This is a genomic window from Dyella japonica (assembly GCF_040545895.1).
In the GTDB taxonomy this organism is placed as follows: Bacteria; Pseudomonadota; Gammaproteobacteria; order Xanthomonadales; family Rhodanobacteraceae; genus Dyella; species Dyella japonica_D.
This window is the reverse complement of record NZ_JBEPMU010000002.1, coordinates 515,705-532,129: the sequence shown is the minus strand read 5'-3', so window position 1 is coordinate 532,129 and position 16,425 is coordinate 515,705. Positions and strand designations below refer to the sequence as shown.

The 16,425-nt window shown below is 64.4% G+C and carries 12 protein-coding genes and 1 riboswitch; of the genes, 9 read left to right on the top strand and 3 right to left on the bottom strand.

Annotated elements, in window-relative coordinates:
- Genes ABIC75_RS08990 through ABIC75_RS08980 form a run of 3 tightly spaced genes read left to right on the top strand, consistent with a single transcriptional unit; the run spans position 1 to position 3,306 of the window.
- Positions 1-2,406 (top strand): heavy metal translocating P-type ATPase, encoded by a 2,406-nt coding sequence (locus tag ABIC75_RS08990; protein ID WP_354013496.1) that lies wholly within the window; start codon positions 1-3, stop codon positions 2,404-2,406.
- A complete protein-coding gene (gene ccoS, locus ABIC75_RS08985) occupies positions 2,403-2,597 on the top strand; it encodes a cbb3-type cytochrome oxidase assembly protein CcoS (protein ID WP_354013495.1) in 195 nt (64 codons plus the stop codon). Before ABIC75_RS08990 ends, ccoS begins: the two co-directional genes overlap by 4 nt.
- Positions 2,587-3,306: a sulfite exporter TauE/SafE family protein gene (locus tag ABIC75_RS08980; RefSeq protein ID WP_354013494.1), complete on the top strand. Its 720-nt coding sequence runs from the start codon at positions 2,587-2,589 to the stop codon at positions 3,304-3,306. Before ccoS ends, ABIC75_RS08980 begins: the two co-directional genes overlap by 11 nt.
- Positions 3,307-3,376: 70 nt before the next feature.
- On the opposite strand, the gene ahcY is transcribed toward ABIC75_RS08980, so the two are convergent.
- Positions 3,377-4,810 carry an adenosylhomocysteinase gene (ahcY, locus tag ABIC75_RS08975; protein ID WP_354013493.1) on the bottom strand — a complete coding sequence of 478 codons (1,434 nt, stop codon included), beginning with the start codon at positions 4,808-4,810 and terminating at the stop codon, positions 3,377-3,379.
- Between the two features lie 38 nt (positions 4,811-4,848).
- Positions 4,849-4,949: riboswitch (S-adenosyl-L-homocysteine riboswitch) on the bottom strand.
- A gap of 139 nt (positions 4,950-5,088) precedes the next feature.
- Here ahcY and ABIC75_RS08970 point away from each other — a divergent pair.
- Together ABIC75_RS08970 and ppc are read left to right on the top strand one after the other, a co-directional pair.
- On the top strand, positions 5,089-7,584 hold the full coding sequence (locus ABIC75_RS08970) for a S9 family peptidase (RefSeq protein WP_354013492.1): 2,496 nt from the start codon (positions 5,089-5,091) through the stop codon (positions 7,582-7,584).
- A gap of 138 nt (positions 7,585-7,722) precedes the next feature.
- Positions 7,723-10,428: a phosphoenolpyruvate carboxylase gene (gene ppc, locus ABIC75_RS08965; protein WP_354013491.1), complete on the top strand. Its 2,706-nt coding sequence runs from the start codon at positions 7,723-7,725 to the stop codon at positions 10,426-10,428.
- Positions 10,429-10,469: 41 nt separating this feature from the next.
- Here ppc and ABIC75_RS08960 read toward each other — a convergent pair whose 3' ends face one another.
- Entirely contained in the window at positions 10,470-12,341 is a 1,872-nt protein-coding gene (locus ABIC75_RS08960) for an ATP-binding cassette domain-containing protein (protein ID WP_354013490.1), read from the bottom strand.
- A 387-nt stretch (positions 12,342-12,728) separates the two neighbouring features.
- Between ABIC75_RS08960 and ABIC75_RS08955 the strand changes: the two genes are divergently transcribed.
- Complete coding sequence (locus ABIC75_RS08955) at positions 12,729-13,844, top strand: D-alanyl-D-alanine carboxypeptidase family protein (RefSeq protein WP_354013489.1); 1,116 nt, start codon at positions 12,729-12,731, stop codon at positions 13,842-13,844.
- 115 nt (positions 13,845-13,959) lie between these two features.
- On the opposite strand, the gene ABIC75_RS08950 is transcribed toward ABIC75_RS08955, so the two are convergent.
- Positions 13,960-14,670 carry an rRNA pseudouridine synthase gene (locus tag ABIC75_RS08950; RefSeq protein WP_354013488.1) on the bottom strand — a complete coding sequence of 237 codons (711 nt, stop codon included), beginning with the start codon at positions 14,668-14,670 and terminating at the stop codon, positions 13,960-13,962.
- Between the two features lie 271 nt (positions 14,671-14,941).
- On the opposite strand from ABIC75_RS08950, the gene ABIC75_RS08945 reads away from it, so the two are divergent.
- The 3 genes from ABIC75_RS08945 to ABIC75_RS08935 all read left to right on the top strand — a co-directional run bounded on the left by ABIC75_RS08945 (position 14,942) and on the right by ABIC75_RS08935 (position 16,364).
- A complete protein-coding gene (locus tag ABIC75_RS08945; RefSeq protein ID WP_354013487.1) occupies positions 14,942-15,304 on the top strand; it encodes an RcnB family protein in 363 nt (120 codons plus the stop codon).
- A gap of 302 nt (positions 15,305-15,606) precedes the next feature.
- Positions 15,607-15,939: an autorepressor SdpR family transcription factor gene (locus tag ABIC75_RS08940; RefSeq protein ID WP_354013486.1), complete on the top strand. Its 333-nt coding sequence runs from the start codon at positions 15,607-15,609 to the stop codon at positions 15,937-15,939.
- On the top strand, positions 15,936-16,364 hold the full coding sequence (locus tag ABIC75_RS08935; protein WP_354013485.1) for a hypothetical protein: 429 nt from the start codon (positions 15,936-15,938) through the stop codon (positions 16,362-16,364). The genes ABIC75_RS08940 and ABIC75_RS08935 overlap by 4 nt, the downstream gene beginning before the upstream one ends.
- The last annotated feature ends 61 nt before the right edge of the window (positions 16,365-16,425 follow it).

Here is a 16,425-nt window from a genome sequence, read left to right as displayed (position 1 = left end):
GTGGACTGCGCCATCGATACCGGCCCGACCGGTCGAGCCCTGACCTGTTACCACTGTGGCGACACACTGCCACAGGCGCCGGTGCAGCTTGAGATCGATGGCGAAGCGCGCGGCTTCTGCTGCCACGGTTGCGCGGCCGCGGCGGAGTGGATCAGGCAATCGGAACTCGGTGACTACTATCGGCTGCGCAGCGTCGCAGCAACGCGTGTTGAAGACATGCCCGACCTCTCCGGTTGGGATCGCGACGACCTGTTGAGCGAACACGCCGTGCCAACGGCGGGTGGCCTTGAAATGACATTGCTGACCGACGGCATGTGCTGCGCGGCGTGCGCGTGGCTGATCGATCGGGCGCTGCAGCGCGAACCGGGTGTATTCGACACCAGCGCCAACGCCGTGACGGGGCGCATTCGTATCGGTTGGGATCCGTCCCGCGTACGGCTGTCGCACGTGCTCGAACGACTGGCCATGCTCGGCTATCGCCCTTACCTGGCGACCGGCGCTGCGCGCGAACGTGAGCGCGTGGCCGAGCAGCGGCGATGGTTGATGCGGCTGGGCGTGGCGGGCCTCGGCGCCATGCAGACGATGATGTTTTCCGAGGCGCTGTACCTGGATTTTGGCCATCACATGGCCGGCGCCACGCGCGACTTCTTTCGTTGGGTAGCATTGCTGGTTGCCACGCCGGTGGTGTTCTACGCAGGCTGGCCATTCCTGCAGGGTTGCTGGCGCGAGTTGCGTCAGAGGCATCCGGGCATGGACACGCTGATCGCCGGCTCCACGCTGTTGGCCTACGTCGCCAGCCTGGTGGAAACGGTCCGCGGCGGCGCCCAGGTCTGGTTCGATGCAGCCACCATGTTCGTCTTCCTGTTGCTCACGGCTCGATTGCTCGAACAACGCGCCCGGCGCATTGCCAGTGCGCAGGTGGATGCGTTGGCGCGCGCCCGGCCGACGCTTGCGGTGCGGGAGTGCGCCGACGGCAAGCAGGAATCCATACCGGTGACTTCGCTTCAGGTGGGCGACATTGCTTGCGTGGCGGTTGGTGACGTGGTGCCCGCGGACGGTTGTCTGCTCGACGGCGCCGCGTCGTTCGAAGAGGCGCTGCTGACCGGCGAGGCGCGTCCCGTGACGCGTGCGCAGGGCGCGACGATCTACGCGGGAACCATCTGCCGGGAGAACCCCGCGCGCATCAGAATCACGCAAACGGGCAGCACGACGCGGCTGTCGCAATTGGCGCGGCTCGTGGAGCAGGCGCAGGCACAGCGCCCACGCTTGGCGCGCATGGCTGATCGCATCGGCAGCGTGTTCGTATCGGTGCTGTTGGTGATGGCCGTGATCATCTATGGCAGCTGGCGCCTCCACGATCCCGCGCGTGCCTTCGAGGTCACCCTGTCGTTGCTGGTCGTCAGCTGTCCGTGTGCGTTGTCGCTTGCGGTGCCTGCCGCGCTGGCGGCCAGTCACGGCGCACTGGCGCGCATGGGCGTGTTGTCCATACGCGCAGGAGGGCTTGAGCATCTCGCGCACGCCACGGACATGGTGTTCGACAAGACGGGTACGCTGACCAGCGTGCAGCGGCAGGTGGGCGAGGTGCATACGTTTGATGGCATGTCGTCGGAGGTCGCCATGCAGATCGCCGCCGCGCTGGAGCGCGACAGCCGCCACCCCATTGCCCAGGCCTTCGCCGACATCGACACGCCGCTCGCAGCACACGATGTGCGCGCGGTGACAGGTCATGGCGTGATGGGAAAAATCGATGGCGTCACCTGGCGGCTGGGGCGCGCATCGTTCGCCGGGCGTCGCGATGACGATGGGCAGCTGTGGCTGGGCGATGGTCATCGCGTCGCCGCGCGTTTTCGCCTGCAGGAAAGTCTGCGCGCCGATGCCGCCGATGCCATCGCTGCGTTGCGCGCGCTTGGTGTCGTCATCCATCTTGCCAGCGGTGATGCATCGTCGTCGGTGCAGCGGCTGGTGCGGCAACTGAGGCTCGGCGAGGCGCATTCCCGACAGTCCTCCGAAGACAAGCTGGCGCTCGTGCGTGCGCTCCAGGCGAAAGGACGTGTCGTGGCCATGGTGGGCGATGGACTCAACGATGCGCCCGTGCTGGCCGGCGCGGACGTATCCATCGCCATGGGCGAGGGCGCTTCGCTGGCGCAGCGCGCCGCCGACATGGTGCTGACCTCGCCGTCGTTGTTGCGCATCCCGGCCGCCATTCGTCTTGCGCGACAGACGCAGCGCGTCATTCGCCAGAACTTCGCCTGGGCGGTGGGCTACAACCTGCTTGCCTTGCCGCTGGCCATGACCGGCCATGTCACGCCCGCCGTGGCGGCGTTCGGCATGGCGGCGTCGTCGTTGATTGTGACGGTCAACGCACTGCGCCTGATGCGTGTCTCCGCGGTGGGCGCGTCGCCATGATCATCCTGCTGATGCTGGTTCCCTTGAGCCTGATGTTGCTCGCCTTCGCCATTGGCGCCTTCATCTGGGCGGTGCGCCGCGGGCAGTTCGACGACATGGATACGCCGGCGCTGGATATTCTGAGCGACGACACTTCCCCTCCCGCGCAGCAGGGTACGCGAGACAGGCAGGCGAGCGTCCATGTCGATTGACGTGCTCGCGCTGTTGGCGGCGCTGTTGACGGGCGTGCTCGGCGGCGTGCATTGCGCGGCGATGTGCGGCGGCATCGCCACGGGTTTTTCGATGTGGTCGCCGCGGCACGGATTCATGGCGTCGATGCAGTTGAACACCGGCCGCACGCTCGGCTATGCGCTGGCCGGTGCGCTGGTCGGTGGTCTGGGTGATGGCGTGCTGCGCTTGTTCGAATGGCATGCGCTTATCGTTGGTGCGCGTATTGCGATGGGCCTGGTGCTGATGCTGGTGGCGTGGCGCCTGCTCGATCAGCAGGGGCGCCTGCGTCTCCTGGGACGGCCCGCCGTGCGGGTCTGGCGTTGGCTGCAACCTTTGCAGCGGCGCCTGCTTCCGGCCAATACGCCGTTTCGTCGAATGACGGCTGGCATGGTGTGGGGATGGATGCCGTGCGGCCTCAGCGGAACCATGCTGGCGGCGGCGTGGTTGCAGGCGAGTGCGATGAAAGGCGCTGCCCTCATGGCAATCTTCGGCATCGGCACATGGCTGGTGATGCTGCCGCTCACCTGGTCGGGTGCGCGTGTTGGACGGTGGATGCAGCGCACGGGCGCGCGGCGAGGCGCAGCGGCATTCATCCTGATGGCGGGTGTGGTGACGATGGCCGCGCCGTGGCTGATGCAGGTGCCGTCACTGCATGGGCTCATGGGTTGGCTCGGTTGCGGTCCCATGTAGACGCCTGTTTGTCGCCACGCAAAAAAAGGCCGCCTTTCGGCGGCCTTTTCGATGTGCCCGAAGCGAGCGATCAGTAGCGGTAATGATCCGGCTTGTACGGACCATCCACCGGCACGCCGATGTACGCGGCCTGATCCGGCGTCAGCTTGGTGAGCTTCACGCCGATCTGCTCCAGGTGCAGGCGAGCCACTTCCTCGTCCAGCTTCTTCGGCAGGCGATAGACCGTCTTGTCGTAGAAGTCCTTGTTCGCCCACAGGTCGAGCTGGGCCAGCGTCTGGTTGGAGAAGCTGTTGGACATGACGAAGCTCGGGTGGCCATGGGCGCAGCCCAGGTTCACCAGACGGCCTTCGGCCAGCATGTAGATGCTGTGGCCCGACTTCTCGAACGTGTAACGATCCACCTGCGGCTTGATGGTTTCGCGCGACACGCCCTTGGCGGTGTTGAGGCGATCCATCTGGATCTCGTTGTCGAAGTGGCCGATGTTGCACACCAGCGCGTTGTTCTTCATCGCCGCCATGTGTTCCAGCGTGATGATGTCCTTGTTGCCGGTGGTGGTGACGTAGATGTCGCCGGTGCCCAGCGTCTCTTCGATGGTGGTGACCTGGAAGCCTTCCATCGCCGCCTGCAGGGCGTTGATGGGGTCGATCTCGGTCACGATCACGCGAGCGCCGAAACCCTTGAGCGAATGTGCGCAACCCTTGCCCACGTCACCGTAGCCGCACACCACGGCCACCTTGCCGGCGACCATCAGGTCGGTCGCGCGCTTGATGCCGTCGGCCAGCGATTCGCGGCAGCCGTAGAGATTGTCGAACTTGCTCTTGGTCACCGAGTCGTTGACGTTGATGGCCGGCACCAGCAGCTTGCCGGCTTCGGCGAGCTGATAGAGGCGATGCACGCCGGTGGTGGTTTCTTCCGATACGCCCTTCCATTCGGCGGCGATCTTCTTGAACCAGCCCGGACGCTCCGCTTCGGTGCGCTTGACCAGATCCTTGATGACCTGCTCTTCGTGGTTGCCGCTGGGGGTGTTGACCCAGTCGCTGCCGTCTTCCAGCTCCACGCCCTTGTGGATGAACAGCGTGGCGTCGCCACCGTCGTCCACGATCAGCTGCGGGCCGAGTTCACCCGGGTGGGTGAGCATGTCGAGCGTGCACTGCCAGTATTCCTCCAGCGTCTCGCCCTTCCAGGCGAACACCGGCAGGCCACCGGCGGCCAGTGCGGCGGCCACGTCGTCCTGGGTGGAGAAGATGTTGCACGAGGCCCAGCGCACCGAGGCGCCCAGCTCGCGCAGGGTCTCGGCGAGCACGGCGGTTTCCTTCGTGCAGTGCAGGGAGCCGGACAGGCGCACGCCCTTCAGCGGCTTTTCCTTGGCGTAGCGGGCGCGGATCTGCATCAGGCCCGGCATTTCCTCTTCGGCCATGCGGATACGACGGCGGCCGAGTTCGGCGAGCGACATATCGCGGACCTTGAAATCCTGCTGGGCGGAATCCTTGGTAACTGCATTCATAGGCTTAGCTCCGGGTGTTGCGGCATGAAAGCCGCATCGTTGTCCGGGCGCCGTTACAGGAAAAATCCGTCGAGCCTGGCCGGGTTCGTGGAACACGCAAGGCGTGCACGGAGCCGCGGTCGCAGCGCCCCTCGACGGGACGCATGAGTATAGCGTCCCTCGATGATGGTTTCGTGGGCGGCGGCACGCCGATTCAGCCGAACCATGACCGATGGCCTGGTTACGCCGGGCGGCAAGGCGGTAATGTCGCAGGAGTCATGACACAGGGGTCGCCTCGCATGGATAAGTCGTTGCAACGTTTCATTCTTGCCGGCTTGTTGCTGGCCGCATCACCGCTGGTGCTGGCGGACACGCGGGCCTCGGCGCCGGCTGCCACGCCGGCCTCCGGTTATCTCGCGCCGCCGGCGCCATTGCAGGCACTGGTGGATGCACCGCGCCCACCGCAGCTGTCGATCAGCCCGCATCGCGACCTGCTGGCGCTCACCCAGACGCCGGCGCTGCCGGGCATCGACGTGGTGGCGCAGCCAGAACTGAAACTTGCCGGCCTGCGCATCAATCCGCGTACCTATGCACAAAGCCGCTTCGTATTCGGTAGCGACCTGTGGTTGATGGATGTGGCCAGCGGCAAGGAGATCCGCCTGCAGGGCCTGCCGAAGCCGCTGTCCATCGCCACCTCGTCGTGGTCGCCCGATCAGCGCTATCTCGCCTTCAACCAGGTCAATGCGCGCGAAGGCACCAACGAATTGTGGGTGGTCGATGTGGCCGCGCGTTCGGCGCGTCGCCTGATCACGCTGCCGTTGAACACCGTGGCCGGTCGCGGCTATCGCTGGATGCCGGACAGTTCGCAGCTGCTCGTGCAGTTGCAGCCGGAGGGGCAAGGCGCGGCGCCCGTCGCCAGCATCATCCCGACCGGCCCGGACACGCAGCAGACGCAGGCCGGCGGTGGCGTGAAAGCCATCCGCACCTACCAGGACATGTTGCGCAACGAAGACGATGCCAGGCTGTTCGAGTATTACCTGCGCTCGCAGTCCGCGCTGGTGTCGCTCGATGGCAAGGTCACCAGGCTTGGCGACCCCGCACTGACACTGGCCATCGCGCCGTCGCCCGATGGCCGCTATCTATTGCGCGAACGCGTGGAGCGTCCGTTCTCCTACCTCGTTCCGGTGGAAAGCTTTCCGCGTCGCATCGAAGTGCTCGATCGCGACGGCAAGCTGGTGAAGGAAATTGCGCACCTTCCGCTGGTGGAAGGTCTGCCCACGGGCAATGATGCCGTGCCCACTGGCGTGCGCGACATCACCTGGCGCGCCGATGCGCCGGCGACGCTGGTGTGGGCCGAGGCGCAGGATGGCGGCGATCCCGCACGCACAGCAGACATTCGCGACCTCGTGCAGATGCAGTCGGCACCCTTCGACCAGTCGCCGGTGACGCTGGCGAAACTCGGCAGTCGCTATGCCGGGGCGTACTGGGGCAACGGCGGCCTGGCGCTCATCGATGAGTTCTGGTGGAAAACGCGTCATGTGAAGGAATGGCGCGTGTCGCCCGATCAACCCGCGCAGGCTCCGGCTTTGCTGCGGGAAGGTTCCTCGGAAGATCGTTACCGGGATCCGGGCACGCCCGCGACGATGCCCGATGAGCACGGCGAGGCACGCCTCATCGTTACAGCCGATGGCCAGAACATCTATCGCCTCGGCGAAGGTGCGTCGCCCGAAGGCGACCGCCCGTTCATCGATCGCGTGAACCTCAAGACCGGCACCAGCGCACGCCTGTTCCAGTCGCAGGCGCCTTATTACGAAGACCCGCAGGTATTGCTGGACGCGGAAGGCACGCGCGCGCTGATTTCGCGCGAATCGCCCACCGAGCCGACCAACTACTACGTGCGCGAGCTGGCGACGAACGGCAAGCTGCATGAGCTCACCCACTTTCCCAATCCGCTGCCGCAACTGAAGGGCGTGAAGAAGGAGCAGATTCGTTACAAGCGAAAGGATGGCGTGGAACTCACCGCCACCTTGTACCTGCCGCCCAACTACGATCCGAAGAAGGATGGCCCGCGCCCGATGCTGATGTGGGCTTATCCGGCCGAGTTCAAATCGGCGGATGCGGCAGGGCAGGTCACTGATTCGCCGTACCGCTTCAACCGCATTAGCTACTGGGGCCCGCAGGCCTTCCTCACCATGGGCTACACGGTGCTGGACAATTTCTCCGTACCTATCGTGGGCGAGGGCAGCAAGGAACCCAACGACACCTACATCCCTCAGCTCGTGGCCAGTGCGGAAGCGGCGGTGGATGAAGTGGTGCGCCGTGGCGTGGCCGATCGCAACCGCATCGCCGTGGGCGGCCATTCCTATGGCGCGTTCATGACGGCCAACCTGCTCGCGCATACGCGCCTGTTCAAGGCCGGCATCGCGCGCAGCGGCGCGTACAACCGCACGCTCACGCCGTTCGGTTTCCAGGCGGAAGAACGCAATTACTGGCAAGCGCCGGACGTCTACAACACCATGTCGCCGTTCAACTACGCGGATCACATCAAGGACGCGCTGCTGATGATCCATGGCGAACAGGACAACAACTCCGGCACGTTCCCGATCCAGAGCGAGCGCATGTACGCCGCCATCAAGGGCCTGGGTGGCACGACGCGATTGGTGTTGCTGCCGAACGAAGCGCACGCGTATCGCGCTCGCGAGTCGATCATGCAGATGCTGGCGGAGATGAACAACTGGCTGGAAACGTACGTGAAGCAGGCCAAGCCTGCGGACAAGCTTGCCGCCAAGCCATGACCGATGTTTGGAGTTGAAGAAAACGGGGCGCCTTGAGCGCCCCGTTTTCTTGATGTCGCCGAATGCATTTGCGGCGATGCACAAATCTTCTCCGCTTGGGGTAGTCTTGGACGTCCAGACATCCGCAACGTGGCATCGATGAACCAGCACCGCAGTCCTGAGTTCTCTCCGCACGACGCGCCACTGCGCGAAGACGTCCGCCGCCTCGGCACCCTGGTCGGCAACATGCTGGCCGAGCAGATTTCCCCGGACTTCCTCGACGAAGTCGAGCGCATCCGCACCGCCGCCATCGAACGTCGCGTGGAAAACGCACCACTCGACGTGCTGGGCGGCCTGCTCACCGGCCTGGAAACGGGCAAGGCCGAATCGTTGGCGCGCGCCTTCGCCACGTATTTCCAGGCGGTGAACATCGCCGAGCGCATCCATCGCATCCGCCGTCGCCGCGACTACCAGCGCGAAGGCGGCGCACCGCAACCCGAATCGCTGCTCGACGTGCTGACGCGCCTGAAGGCGCAAGGCGTGGAAGCGGGCGAGCTGATCGAATGGCTGGAACGGTTACAGGTGGAACCAGTTTTCACCGCGCATCCCACCGAAGCCGTGCGCCGTTCACTGTTGGAAAAGGAACAGTCCATCGTGCGCGCGTTGGTCGACAACTTCGACCCCACGCGCACGCCGCAGGAACGCAAGGAAGACGACGACCGCATCTTCATGGCGCTGAGCGCCGGCTGGCAGACCGCCGAAGCATCGTCGGTGAGTCCCAGCGTGCAGGACGAGCATCATCACGTCGGCTTCTACCTCGCCAATCCCATCTATCGCATCGTACCGGCCTTGTACGAATCGCTCGCCGATGCGCTGCAAATAGTCTATGGCGTGGCCGTGCCGATTCCGCGCCTGCTGAGTTTCGCCACCTGGGTCGGTGGCGACATGGATGGCAATCCCAATGTTGGTGCCGCCACCATCGCCAACAGCCTGTCCACGCAGCGCGCGCATGTGCTTGAGCATTACATCGAGGACATCGCCGGCCTCTCGCGTCTGCTGAGCCAGACCGAGGATCGCGTGGACGTGGGCAGCAATCTGGCCCATCGCCTGTTCGACTATCGCGTTCGCTTTCCCGAGGCTGCCGCCAAGGTGCGCCCGCGCCACGCCGACATGCCATACCGCAGCCTGCTCACCATCATCGGCGCGCGGCTGCAGGCCACGCTGGAAGACGATCACCCGGAAGGCTACACCTCGACCGACGAACTGCTGGATGACCTGCGCCTGATCGCGGTCAGCCTGATCGATCATCGCGGTTTGCACGCCGGCGCCTATGCCGTGCGTCGACTGATCTGGCGCGTGCGCACCTTTGGTTTTCATCTCGCGCGCCTCGACGTTCGCCAGGATTCGCGCGTGCATGATGAGGCACTCAGCCAGTTGTTGAAGGACGACGGCTGGTTCACACGCGACCTCGCCGAGCGTGCGGAGCGGTTGCGCCCTTATGCTGGCGGCGACGAGGTCCTGCCGAGCAGCGACGACGCTGCTGCCACCGCATTGCACGACGTGTTTGCGACATTGCGCGAATCGCGCGGCCGTTACGGCGCGGAGGCGCTGGGCCTGTACATCATCAGCATGGCGCGCTCGGCGGTCGACGTGCTCGCCGTATTGGCGCTGGCTCGCTATGGCGGCCTCACCAAGGAGGGGCGCGTTCCGTTGGACGTGGCGCCGTTGTTCGAAACCGTGGACGACCTGACGAATGCGCCGGCCACGCTGCGTGCGTTGCTCGACGATCCCATCTATCGCGATCATCTCGCCTCGCGCGGCAATCGCCAGTGGGTGATGCTCGGCTATTCCGACAGCGGCAAGGATGGCGGCACGCTGGCATCGCGCTGGGGTTTGCAGCGTGCGCAGGTGGAGTTGCTCGACGTGGCGGCGGAGGCGGGCATTCGCCTCTCGTTCTTCCACGGTCGCGGCGGCTCGGCGAGTCGTGGCGGATCGCGCATCACACCGGCCCTGATGTCGTCGCCGCGCGGCTCGGTAGCAGGTGTGCTGCGCGTCACCGAGCAGGGCGAGGTGATCCATCGCAAGTACGGCATCCGCGCGCTGGCGCTACGCAATCTGGAACAGACCGTGGGTGCGGTGCTGCGCGCGTCCTTGCGTCCCCGCACGCAGGAGGCGCGCGAGGACGAGTGGCGCGAACGCATGAGCCTGCTTGCCGCGCGCAGCCGCGAACACTATCGCGCGTTCGTCGATCGCGACGGTTTCGTCGACTACTTCCGCTCGGCCACGCCCATCGACGTGATCGAGCGCATGACGCTGGGCTCGCGTCCGTCGCGCCGGCGCAGCATGCGCGGTGTGCAGGATCTTCGCGCCATTCCATGGGTGTTCGCGTGGACGCAGTGCCGCTCGATTCTTCCCGGCTGGTACGGGCTGGGCACCGCGCTGGAGTTCGGTGCGGCCGAATACGGCGAGCAGGCGATGTCCGAGATGGCGCACGACTGGCCCTTCTTCGCCAACATGCTGGACGATGTGTCGATGGTGCTCGCCAAGAGCGACCTCGGCATTGCCGAAGCCTTCTCCAAGTTGGCCGGCCCGCTGCACGAGCCGTTCTTCGGGCTGATCCGCGAGGAATTTGAACGCACGCGTCATTGGCTGATGCAACTGAAGCACAACGACAGCCTGCTGCAGAACGCGCCGCGCCTGGCCACCTCAATCGACCTGCGCAATCCCTACGTCGATCCGATGAGCCTGCTGCAGGTGGATCTGCTCAAGCGCTGGCGTGAAGGTGGCGAGAGCGACGAGGCGTTGCTCACGGCGCTGGTGGCGTGCGTGAACGGTGTGTCCCAGGGCCTGCAGAACACGGGTTGAGAGGGAGGCAGTCGCGCACGATGTGCGCGACGCAGGCAAGCTCAGCCGTCCAATTCCGCCCAGCGCGCGTAAGCCGTATCCAGCTCGGCTTGCAGCTTGGATAGCGCTTCGTTCGCCTTGACGACGGCAGCGTTGTCCTGGCGAAAGAAGTCCGGATCGTTCATCGCTTCGCTGCGCGCGGCGATGTCGGCTTCCAGCTTCTCGATGCGACCAGGCAACTGTTCCAGTTCGCGCGCGTCCTTGTAGCTCAGCTTGCGCTTTGCCTCCGCGGCGGGCGCCGCCGCAACGGCTGTGGCCGCCGCCTTGCTTTCGAGGCTCTTGATGGAAGGCGCCAGTGGAGCAGGGCGCTGGCGCAGCCAGTCGGTATAGCCGCCCACGTATTCGCCGATCTTGCCGTGGCCTTCGAGTACCAGCGTGCTGGAAACGACGTTGTCCAGAAACTCGCGGTCATGCGAAACAAGCAGCAGCGTGCCCTGGTATTCGGTCAGCAGTTCTTCGAGCAGCTCCAGCGTTTCCACATCGAGGTCATTGGTGGGTTCGTCCATCACCAACAGGTTGGACGGCTGCGCGAACAGCTTGGCGAGCAACAGGCGATTGCGCTCGCCGCCCGACAGGCGGGTGATCGGCGCACGGGCGCGTTCCGGCGAGAACAGGAAGTCCTGCAGGTAGCCGATGATGTGCTTGCGCGTGCCGTTGAGTTCGATGTACTCGCGGCCTTCGGCCACGTTGTCCAGCGCATTGAGCTGGTCGTTGAGCTGCACGCGGTGCTGGTCGAAGTAGGCAATCTGGATGCCGGTGCCGAGCGTGGCGTGGCCGCGCTCGGGCTTGAGTTCGCCCAGCATGATCTTCAGCAGCGTGCTCTTGCCTGCGCCGTTGGGGCCGATGATGCCGACGCGGTCGCCGCGCATGATGGTGGTGCTCAGGTTTTCGATCAGCACGCGTCCGCCGTAGCTCTGGTGCACGTGTTCCAGGTCGATCACCTTCTTGCCCGAGGCCTGCGCGTTGGCCATCGTCATCTTGACGTTGCCGGACAGTTCGCGGCGCTGCGAACGCTCCACGCGCAGCGCCTTCAGCGCGCGCACGCGGCCTTCGTTGCGCGTGCGGCGCGCCTTGATGCCCTGGCGGATCCACACTTCTTCCTGTGCCAGCTTCTTGTCGAAGTGCGCGTTGGCCTGCGCTTCGGCATGCAGGCGTTCTTCGCGGCGGCGCAGGTAGTTGTCGTAGTCGCCGGGCCAATCGGTGAGTTGGCCGCGATCGATCTCCACGATACGCGTGGCGAGCGCACGAAGAAAACTGCGGTCATGCGTGATGAAGATGATGCTGCCTTCGAACTGGCGCAAGAACGCTTCCAGCCAGCCGATGGCTTCGATGTCGAGATGGTTGGTCGGCTCGTCGAGCAGCAACACGTCCGGCTTGCGCACCAGCGCCTGCGCCAGCAGTACGCGGCGCTTCATGCCACCGGAAAGCGCGGCGAAATCGGTGTCGCCCGGCAGTTCCAGGCGGGTGAGCACATCGGTGACGCGACGATCGAGATCCCAGCCGTGTTGCGCTTCGATCTGCGATTGCACGTCGCCGAGCGTATCCATGTCGCCTTCGGCGAGTGCGTGGTGATAGCGCGCAAGCAATTGGCCGAGATCGCCGAGACCTTGCGCGACCACATCGAACACGCTGCCGGCGGTGTCTTGCGGCACCTCCTGCGCCATGCGCGCAACGACCACGCCGTTTTGCACACGCACTTCGCCATCGTCGGCATGCAGTTCGCCGGCGATGAGCTTCATCAGGGTGGATTTGCCTTCGCCGTTGCGACCGACGATGCACACGCGCTCGTTCGCCTCGATGGAGAGGTCGACATGTTCGAGCAGGAGGGGGCCGCCGATGCTGAAGTCGACGCGCTGGAGTTGTATCAGGGACATCCCACCATTTTAGGCGATGCGTCGTGGCAATCGTTCGCTTTGCCCCTCAATGCCGCTTCCCGCCTGCCGATAGGGAAAGGGCAGGCGGGTAAAAGTAGCGTCCCTGCGTGGGGCGAAGGGCTGGCTGAGGAATTGTTTTTTAACGAAAAAAGATGGCGCCTACCTGCAAATAAGCCTTTCGCCATAGGGCAATTGAGGGCACACTCGCTTGACGCGTAGACGTCACTTTCACGGTGAAATCTACGTTATGACGGCGCCGGGGCGCCGTCATCGTTTTATCGTCCATGGAAACATGGACTTATGTGACCTAATTCAAGTATTGTCTGGACCCGTGGCGATGTTGCTGCGGTTCAGGGTTTGTAACGCCGGTTGAAGCGAGGAACTGGGGTGGCTATCAAGTCCAACACGCAGGCCAGGGGAGCAACCTGGCGCCAAGGCCTGCTAGCGCTGCTGATGAGCGTCGCCGGCGGGTTCGCCAGCGTGGCTCATGCCGGCTACGCCGCCATCGTCATCAATGAGGCCGATGGCCAGGTCATCACCGCCGTGAACGCCGATGAGCCGAATCATCCCGCGTCGCTGGCCAAGATGATGACGATGTACCTCGCCTTCCAGGCCATCGAGAACGGCACGCTCAAGATGGACCAGGAGCTTCCGGTTTCCTCGTGGGCTGCCGCCAAGGCGCCGACCAAGCTCGACCTGCGCAACGGCCAGACCATCACGGTCGAAGACTGTGTGCTCGGCATGATCACCAAGTCGGCCAACGATGCCGCCACCGTGGTCGCCGAAGGCCTGGGCGGTTCCGAAAGCCATTTCGTCGAGATGATGAATGCCCAGGCCCAGCTGCTGGGCATGAGCAACACCCGCTTTGCCAACGCCTCGGGCCTGCCCGATCCGGAAGACACCACCACGGCCCGCGACATGAGCAAGCTGGCCATGGCGCTGTACCACGACTTCCCGCAGTACGCGCACCTGTTCTCGACCAAGGACTTCATGTTCCGCGGTCACCTCGTGCGCGGGCACAACAACCTGATGGACAAGTACCCGGGCATGGACGGCCTGAAGACCGGCTTCACCAACGCCTCGGGCTTCAACCTTGCTTCCACCGCGGTGAAGGATGGGCGCCGCCTGTTCTCCGTGGTGATGGGCGGCCGCACGGCCTCCGCGCGCGACAGGCTGATGGCGCGCCTGCTCGACGATGGCTTCGAGAACCAGGAAACGCCCGCCGCGTTGATCGCCCAGGCTGGCGAAGCGCCTGCCGCCGTCGGTGGCAAGGGGCGCCGCACCAAGGGCAGCGTTGCAGCCAAGGGTACCGCCCTGGCCGATGCCACGCCGGCGTCGCGTCGTCATCATCGCCGCGGTTCCAAGCCGGATACCGTTGCCAGCGCGGCGACGTGCTCGAAGAAGAAAAAGGGCGCGACCTGTCCCGCCACCACTGCACGCAGCACCAAGGTGGCGGCTGCAGGGCAGAAGGTTGCCTCGGCTGGCGCATCGCCGGACAAGTAAGCGCCGCTTGCGAGATGCTGCGAAACGGGCTGCCTGCGGGTGGCCCGTTTTTGTTTGAGTCCGTGCTTGCGCGTGAAACCGTGGGTGCAGGGCGCTTCGATGGATCTTCAGAAAATCAGAAGCGATCCGTAGCCGCCAGGTAACGCCACTGACCCGGCTGCAGTCGGGACATGGGAATACGGCCGATGCGGATGCGTTTCATCGCCAGCACCTTCAACCCGACGGCGTTGCACATGCGCTCGATCTTCTCGGGCGCAATCCGCTTCAGCGCAAAGCGCAGGTGGGTTTCGTTCTGCCAGCTCACCTTGATTGGCGGCAGCGCGTAGTTGTCGAAGCTGAGGCCGTGATTGAGCATGGCCAGACCGTTCGGCGCCAGCGTGCCCGCCACTTCAACCACCATCTCCTGCTCGATGCGGTCGAAATCCTCTTCGAGGCGACGCTTTACCCGCCAGTCCTGGGTGAATACCACCAGGCCGCTGGCTTGATCGGGCAACGACAGCGGCGATTCCAGTCGCGCGAAGTGTCGCTTGAGCAGGCGAATGCCGGTGGCGTCTTCGGTGGAGTGGCTTTCCGCGAGAATCAACGCGCGTGCCTGGTCGACGGAGGCGCCGGCAGGCTTGTGCAGTACCAGCGTGGCCGGTTCGGCAGGTTCGAGCTTGGCGTGCGGATCGATCTCGATGCGCTGTTCCAGCACCTTGAACTGCGGCTCTTCGACGATCTGGCCGTCCACGCGCACCCAACCACCTTCGATATACATCTCCGCTTCGCGTCGCGAGCACTGGGCCAGCGCGGCGACATGTTTGGCGAGGCGTAGCGGTTCGGTCATCGGGTTTGCCGGGAAGTCATGTGCGGGAATTATAGGCGGTCATCAGGTCAGGCAAGGTGCGAGCGCCCGCGCTTCGGCGTCCGGTTCTCGCATCGGGCCGTCTTCAGTCGTTTGCCGATTCCGTGAATGGATGCTCTTTCTTGTGTTTGATGGTTGGCGCAGCTCGCACATTTTTGTGCGATGTTGTCTCCGGATCGCAAATATCTGCTGAAAGAGGCCGCGGGTCCTTGCGGAGTCCACCCATCCTTTTCTCCTCGTGTACGGGCCCAACATGAAGCGTGCTTTCTCCTTTCTCATCGCAGCCACCTTGCTGGTCGGCAACGGACTGGCTGTTGCGTTGCCCCTGGGCGATCACGGCCATGACAACGACAAGCACTGGGACGACGATCACGGCCACGGCCACAATCCCAAGGACGAGGGTCGCCACGACAACGGCAAGCACAAGGGGTGGTACAAGAAGGGTGGCCGCTTGCCGGACCACTACTACGCGCGTGAGTACTACGTCACCGACTACACACGCTATCACCTGCGCCGCCCGGAACCCGGTTACCGCTGGGTGCGCGCAGATGAAGGGCAGTTCTATCTGACGCTCATCTCCAGTGGTGTCGTCATCGATATCGCGGCGGGCCTTTGATCGCTCTTCGGATTTAGCAGAGCCCCAGGACTGAATGTCCGCTTCTTCGACCAGGAAGCGGACATTTTTTTGCGCGGTCGTGTACCCGGCGCTCGGTACACGAAGTGACCAATGCTTGCGGTCACTTGTGACCAGTCGCGGGTTGCGGGCGTTGCGGCGAACGGATGAGAAAGCCCCGGCGGCTTCGCCTTGGGCCGGGGAACGGCGCGCGTTTCCCTTGGGAATACCCGTACTTATCGTCATTTAGCCAATCATCGAAATTTTACTTGACTAGAATTTAGATATTTAGCTAAATAACGATCATGAGCGCCGTCTTCAAAGCCCTGGCCGACCCTACCCGCCGCAAGGTACTGGAGCTGCTGCGGCAGCGCCCGATGACTGCGGGCGAGCTGTCGGAACATTTCCCCGTGTCGCGGCCGACCATGTCGGCGCATTTCGCGGTGCTACGCGAGGCTGACCTGATCGAGGCCAACAAGATCGGCACCAGCATCCTCTACCAGTTGAAGTTGTCTGTGCTGGAAGACGCCCTGCTGGGCTTCAGCCGGCTGTTCGGCATCGGCACTGGAGAGCGCAGGGCTGCGGAATCCGCGGGTGTTGCCCGCCCTGAAGAAACCCGAGAAGGAGCCGACGAATGAGTGAGAAACTCCATCCGCGCATCAGGCAGGACATCGTCCTGGGCCTCAAGCTCGGGATAGTGATGATCGGTGCCGCCTCGCTGCTGGCACTGGCCCGCAGCCAGGGGTGGCTCGACGGAGCGATGGTCGAACGTGCGTTCAACGTCATCCTCGGTCTCGCCTTTGCGGCCTACAGCAACCTCATCCCGAAGATGTATGGACCACCGCCTCGCTCCCTCCGCCACGCGACGTTGGCGCAAGCGGTCAGGCGGGTCAGCAGTTGGGCAATGACGCTGGCGTTCCTGGCGTGGGCCGCGCTGTGGGCATTCGCTCCGAAGGAGTTCGCAAGAGTCACTTCGGTGGCGGTTGTCGGCGCCAGCATTGCGATCTCGCTTGGCTACCTGATGTGGAAGGCCGCCGCCTGCCGTGCGTCGAGGAGTGATTGAGGCCTTTCGGTTGGCGTGTGGAATATCTAACCGAGAATCCGCGTTCGATCCAAAGCAGGCT

What these genes read in the sequence shown, in the direction of transcription:
- ccoS (WP_354013495.1), top strand. Translation starts at nt 2,403, where the DNA reads ATGATCATCCTGCTGATGCTGGTTCCCTTGAGCCTGATGTTGCTCGCC.
- ABIC75_RS08980 (WP_354013494.1), top strand. Translation starts at nt 2,587, where the DNA reads ATGTCGATTGACGTGCTCGCGCTGTTGGCGGCGCTGTTGACGGGCGTG.
- ahcY (WP_354013493.1), bottom strand. Translation starts at nt 4,810, where the DNA reads ATGAATGCAGTTACCAAGGATTCCGCCCAGCAGGATTTCAAGGTCCGC.
- ABIC75_RS08970 (WP_354013492.1), top strand. Translation starts at nt 5,089, where the DNA reads ATGGATAAGTCGTTGCAACGTTTCATTCTTGCCGGCTTGTTGCTGGCC.
- ppc (WP_354013491.1), top strand. Translation starts at nt 7,723, where the DNA reads ATGAACCAGCACCGCAGTCCTGAGTTCTCTCCGCACGACGCGCCACTG.
- ABIC75_RS08960 (WP_354013490.1), bottom strand. Translation starts at nt 12,341, where the DNA reads ATGTCCCTGATACAACTCCAGCGCGTCGACTTCAGCATCGGCGGCCCC.
- ABIC75_RS08950 (WP_354013488.1), bottom strand. Translation starts at nt 14,670, where the DNA reads ATGACCGAACCGCTACGCCTCGCCAAACATGTCGCCGCGCTGGCCCAG.
- ABIC75_RS08945 (WP_354013487.1), top strand. Translation starts at nt 14,942, where the DNA reads ATGAAGCGTGCTTTCTCCTTTCTCATCGCAGCCACCTTGCTGGTCGGC.
- ABIC75_RS08940 (WP_354013486.1), top strand. Translation starts at nt 15,607, where the DNA reads ATGAGCGCCGTCTTCAAAGCCCTGGCCGACCCTACCCGCCGCAAGGTA.
- ABIC75_RS08935 (WP_354013485.1), top strand. Translation starts at nt 15,936, where the DNA reads ATGAGTGAGAAACTCCATCCGCGCATCAGGCAGGACATCGTCCTGGGC.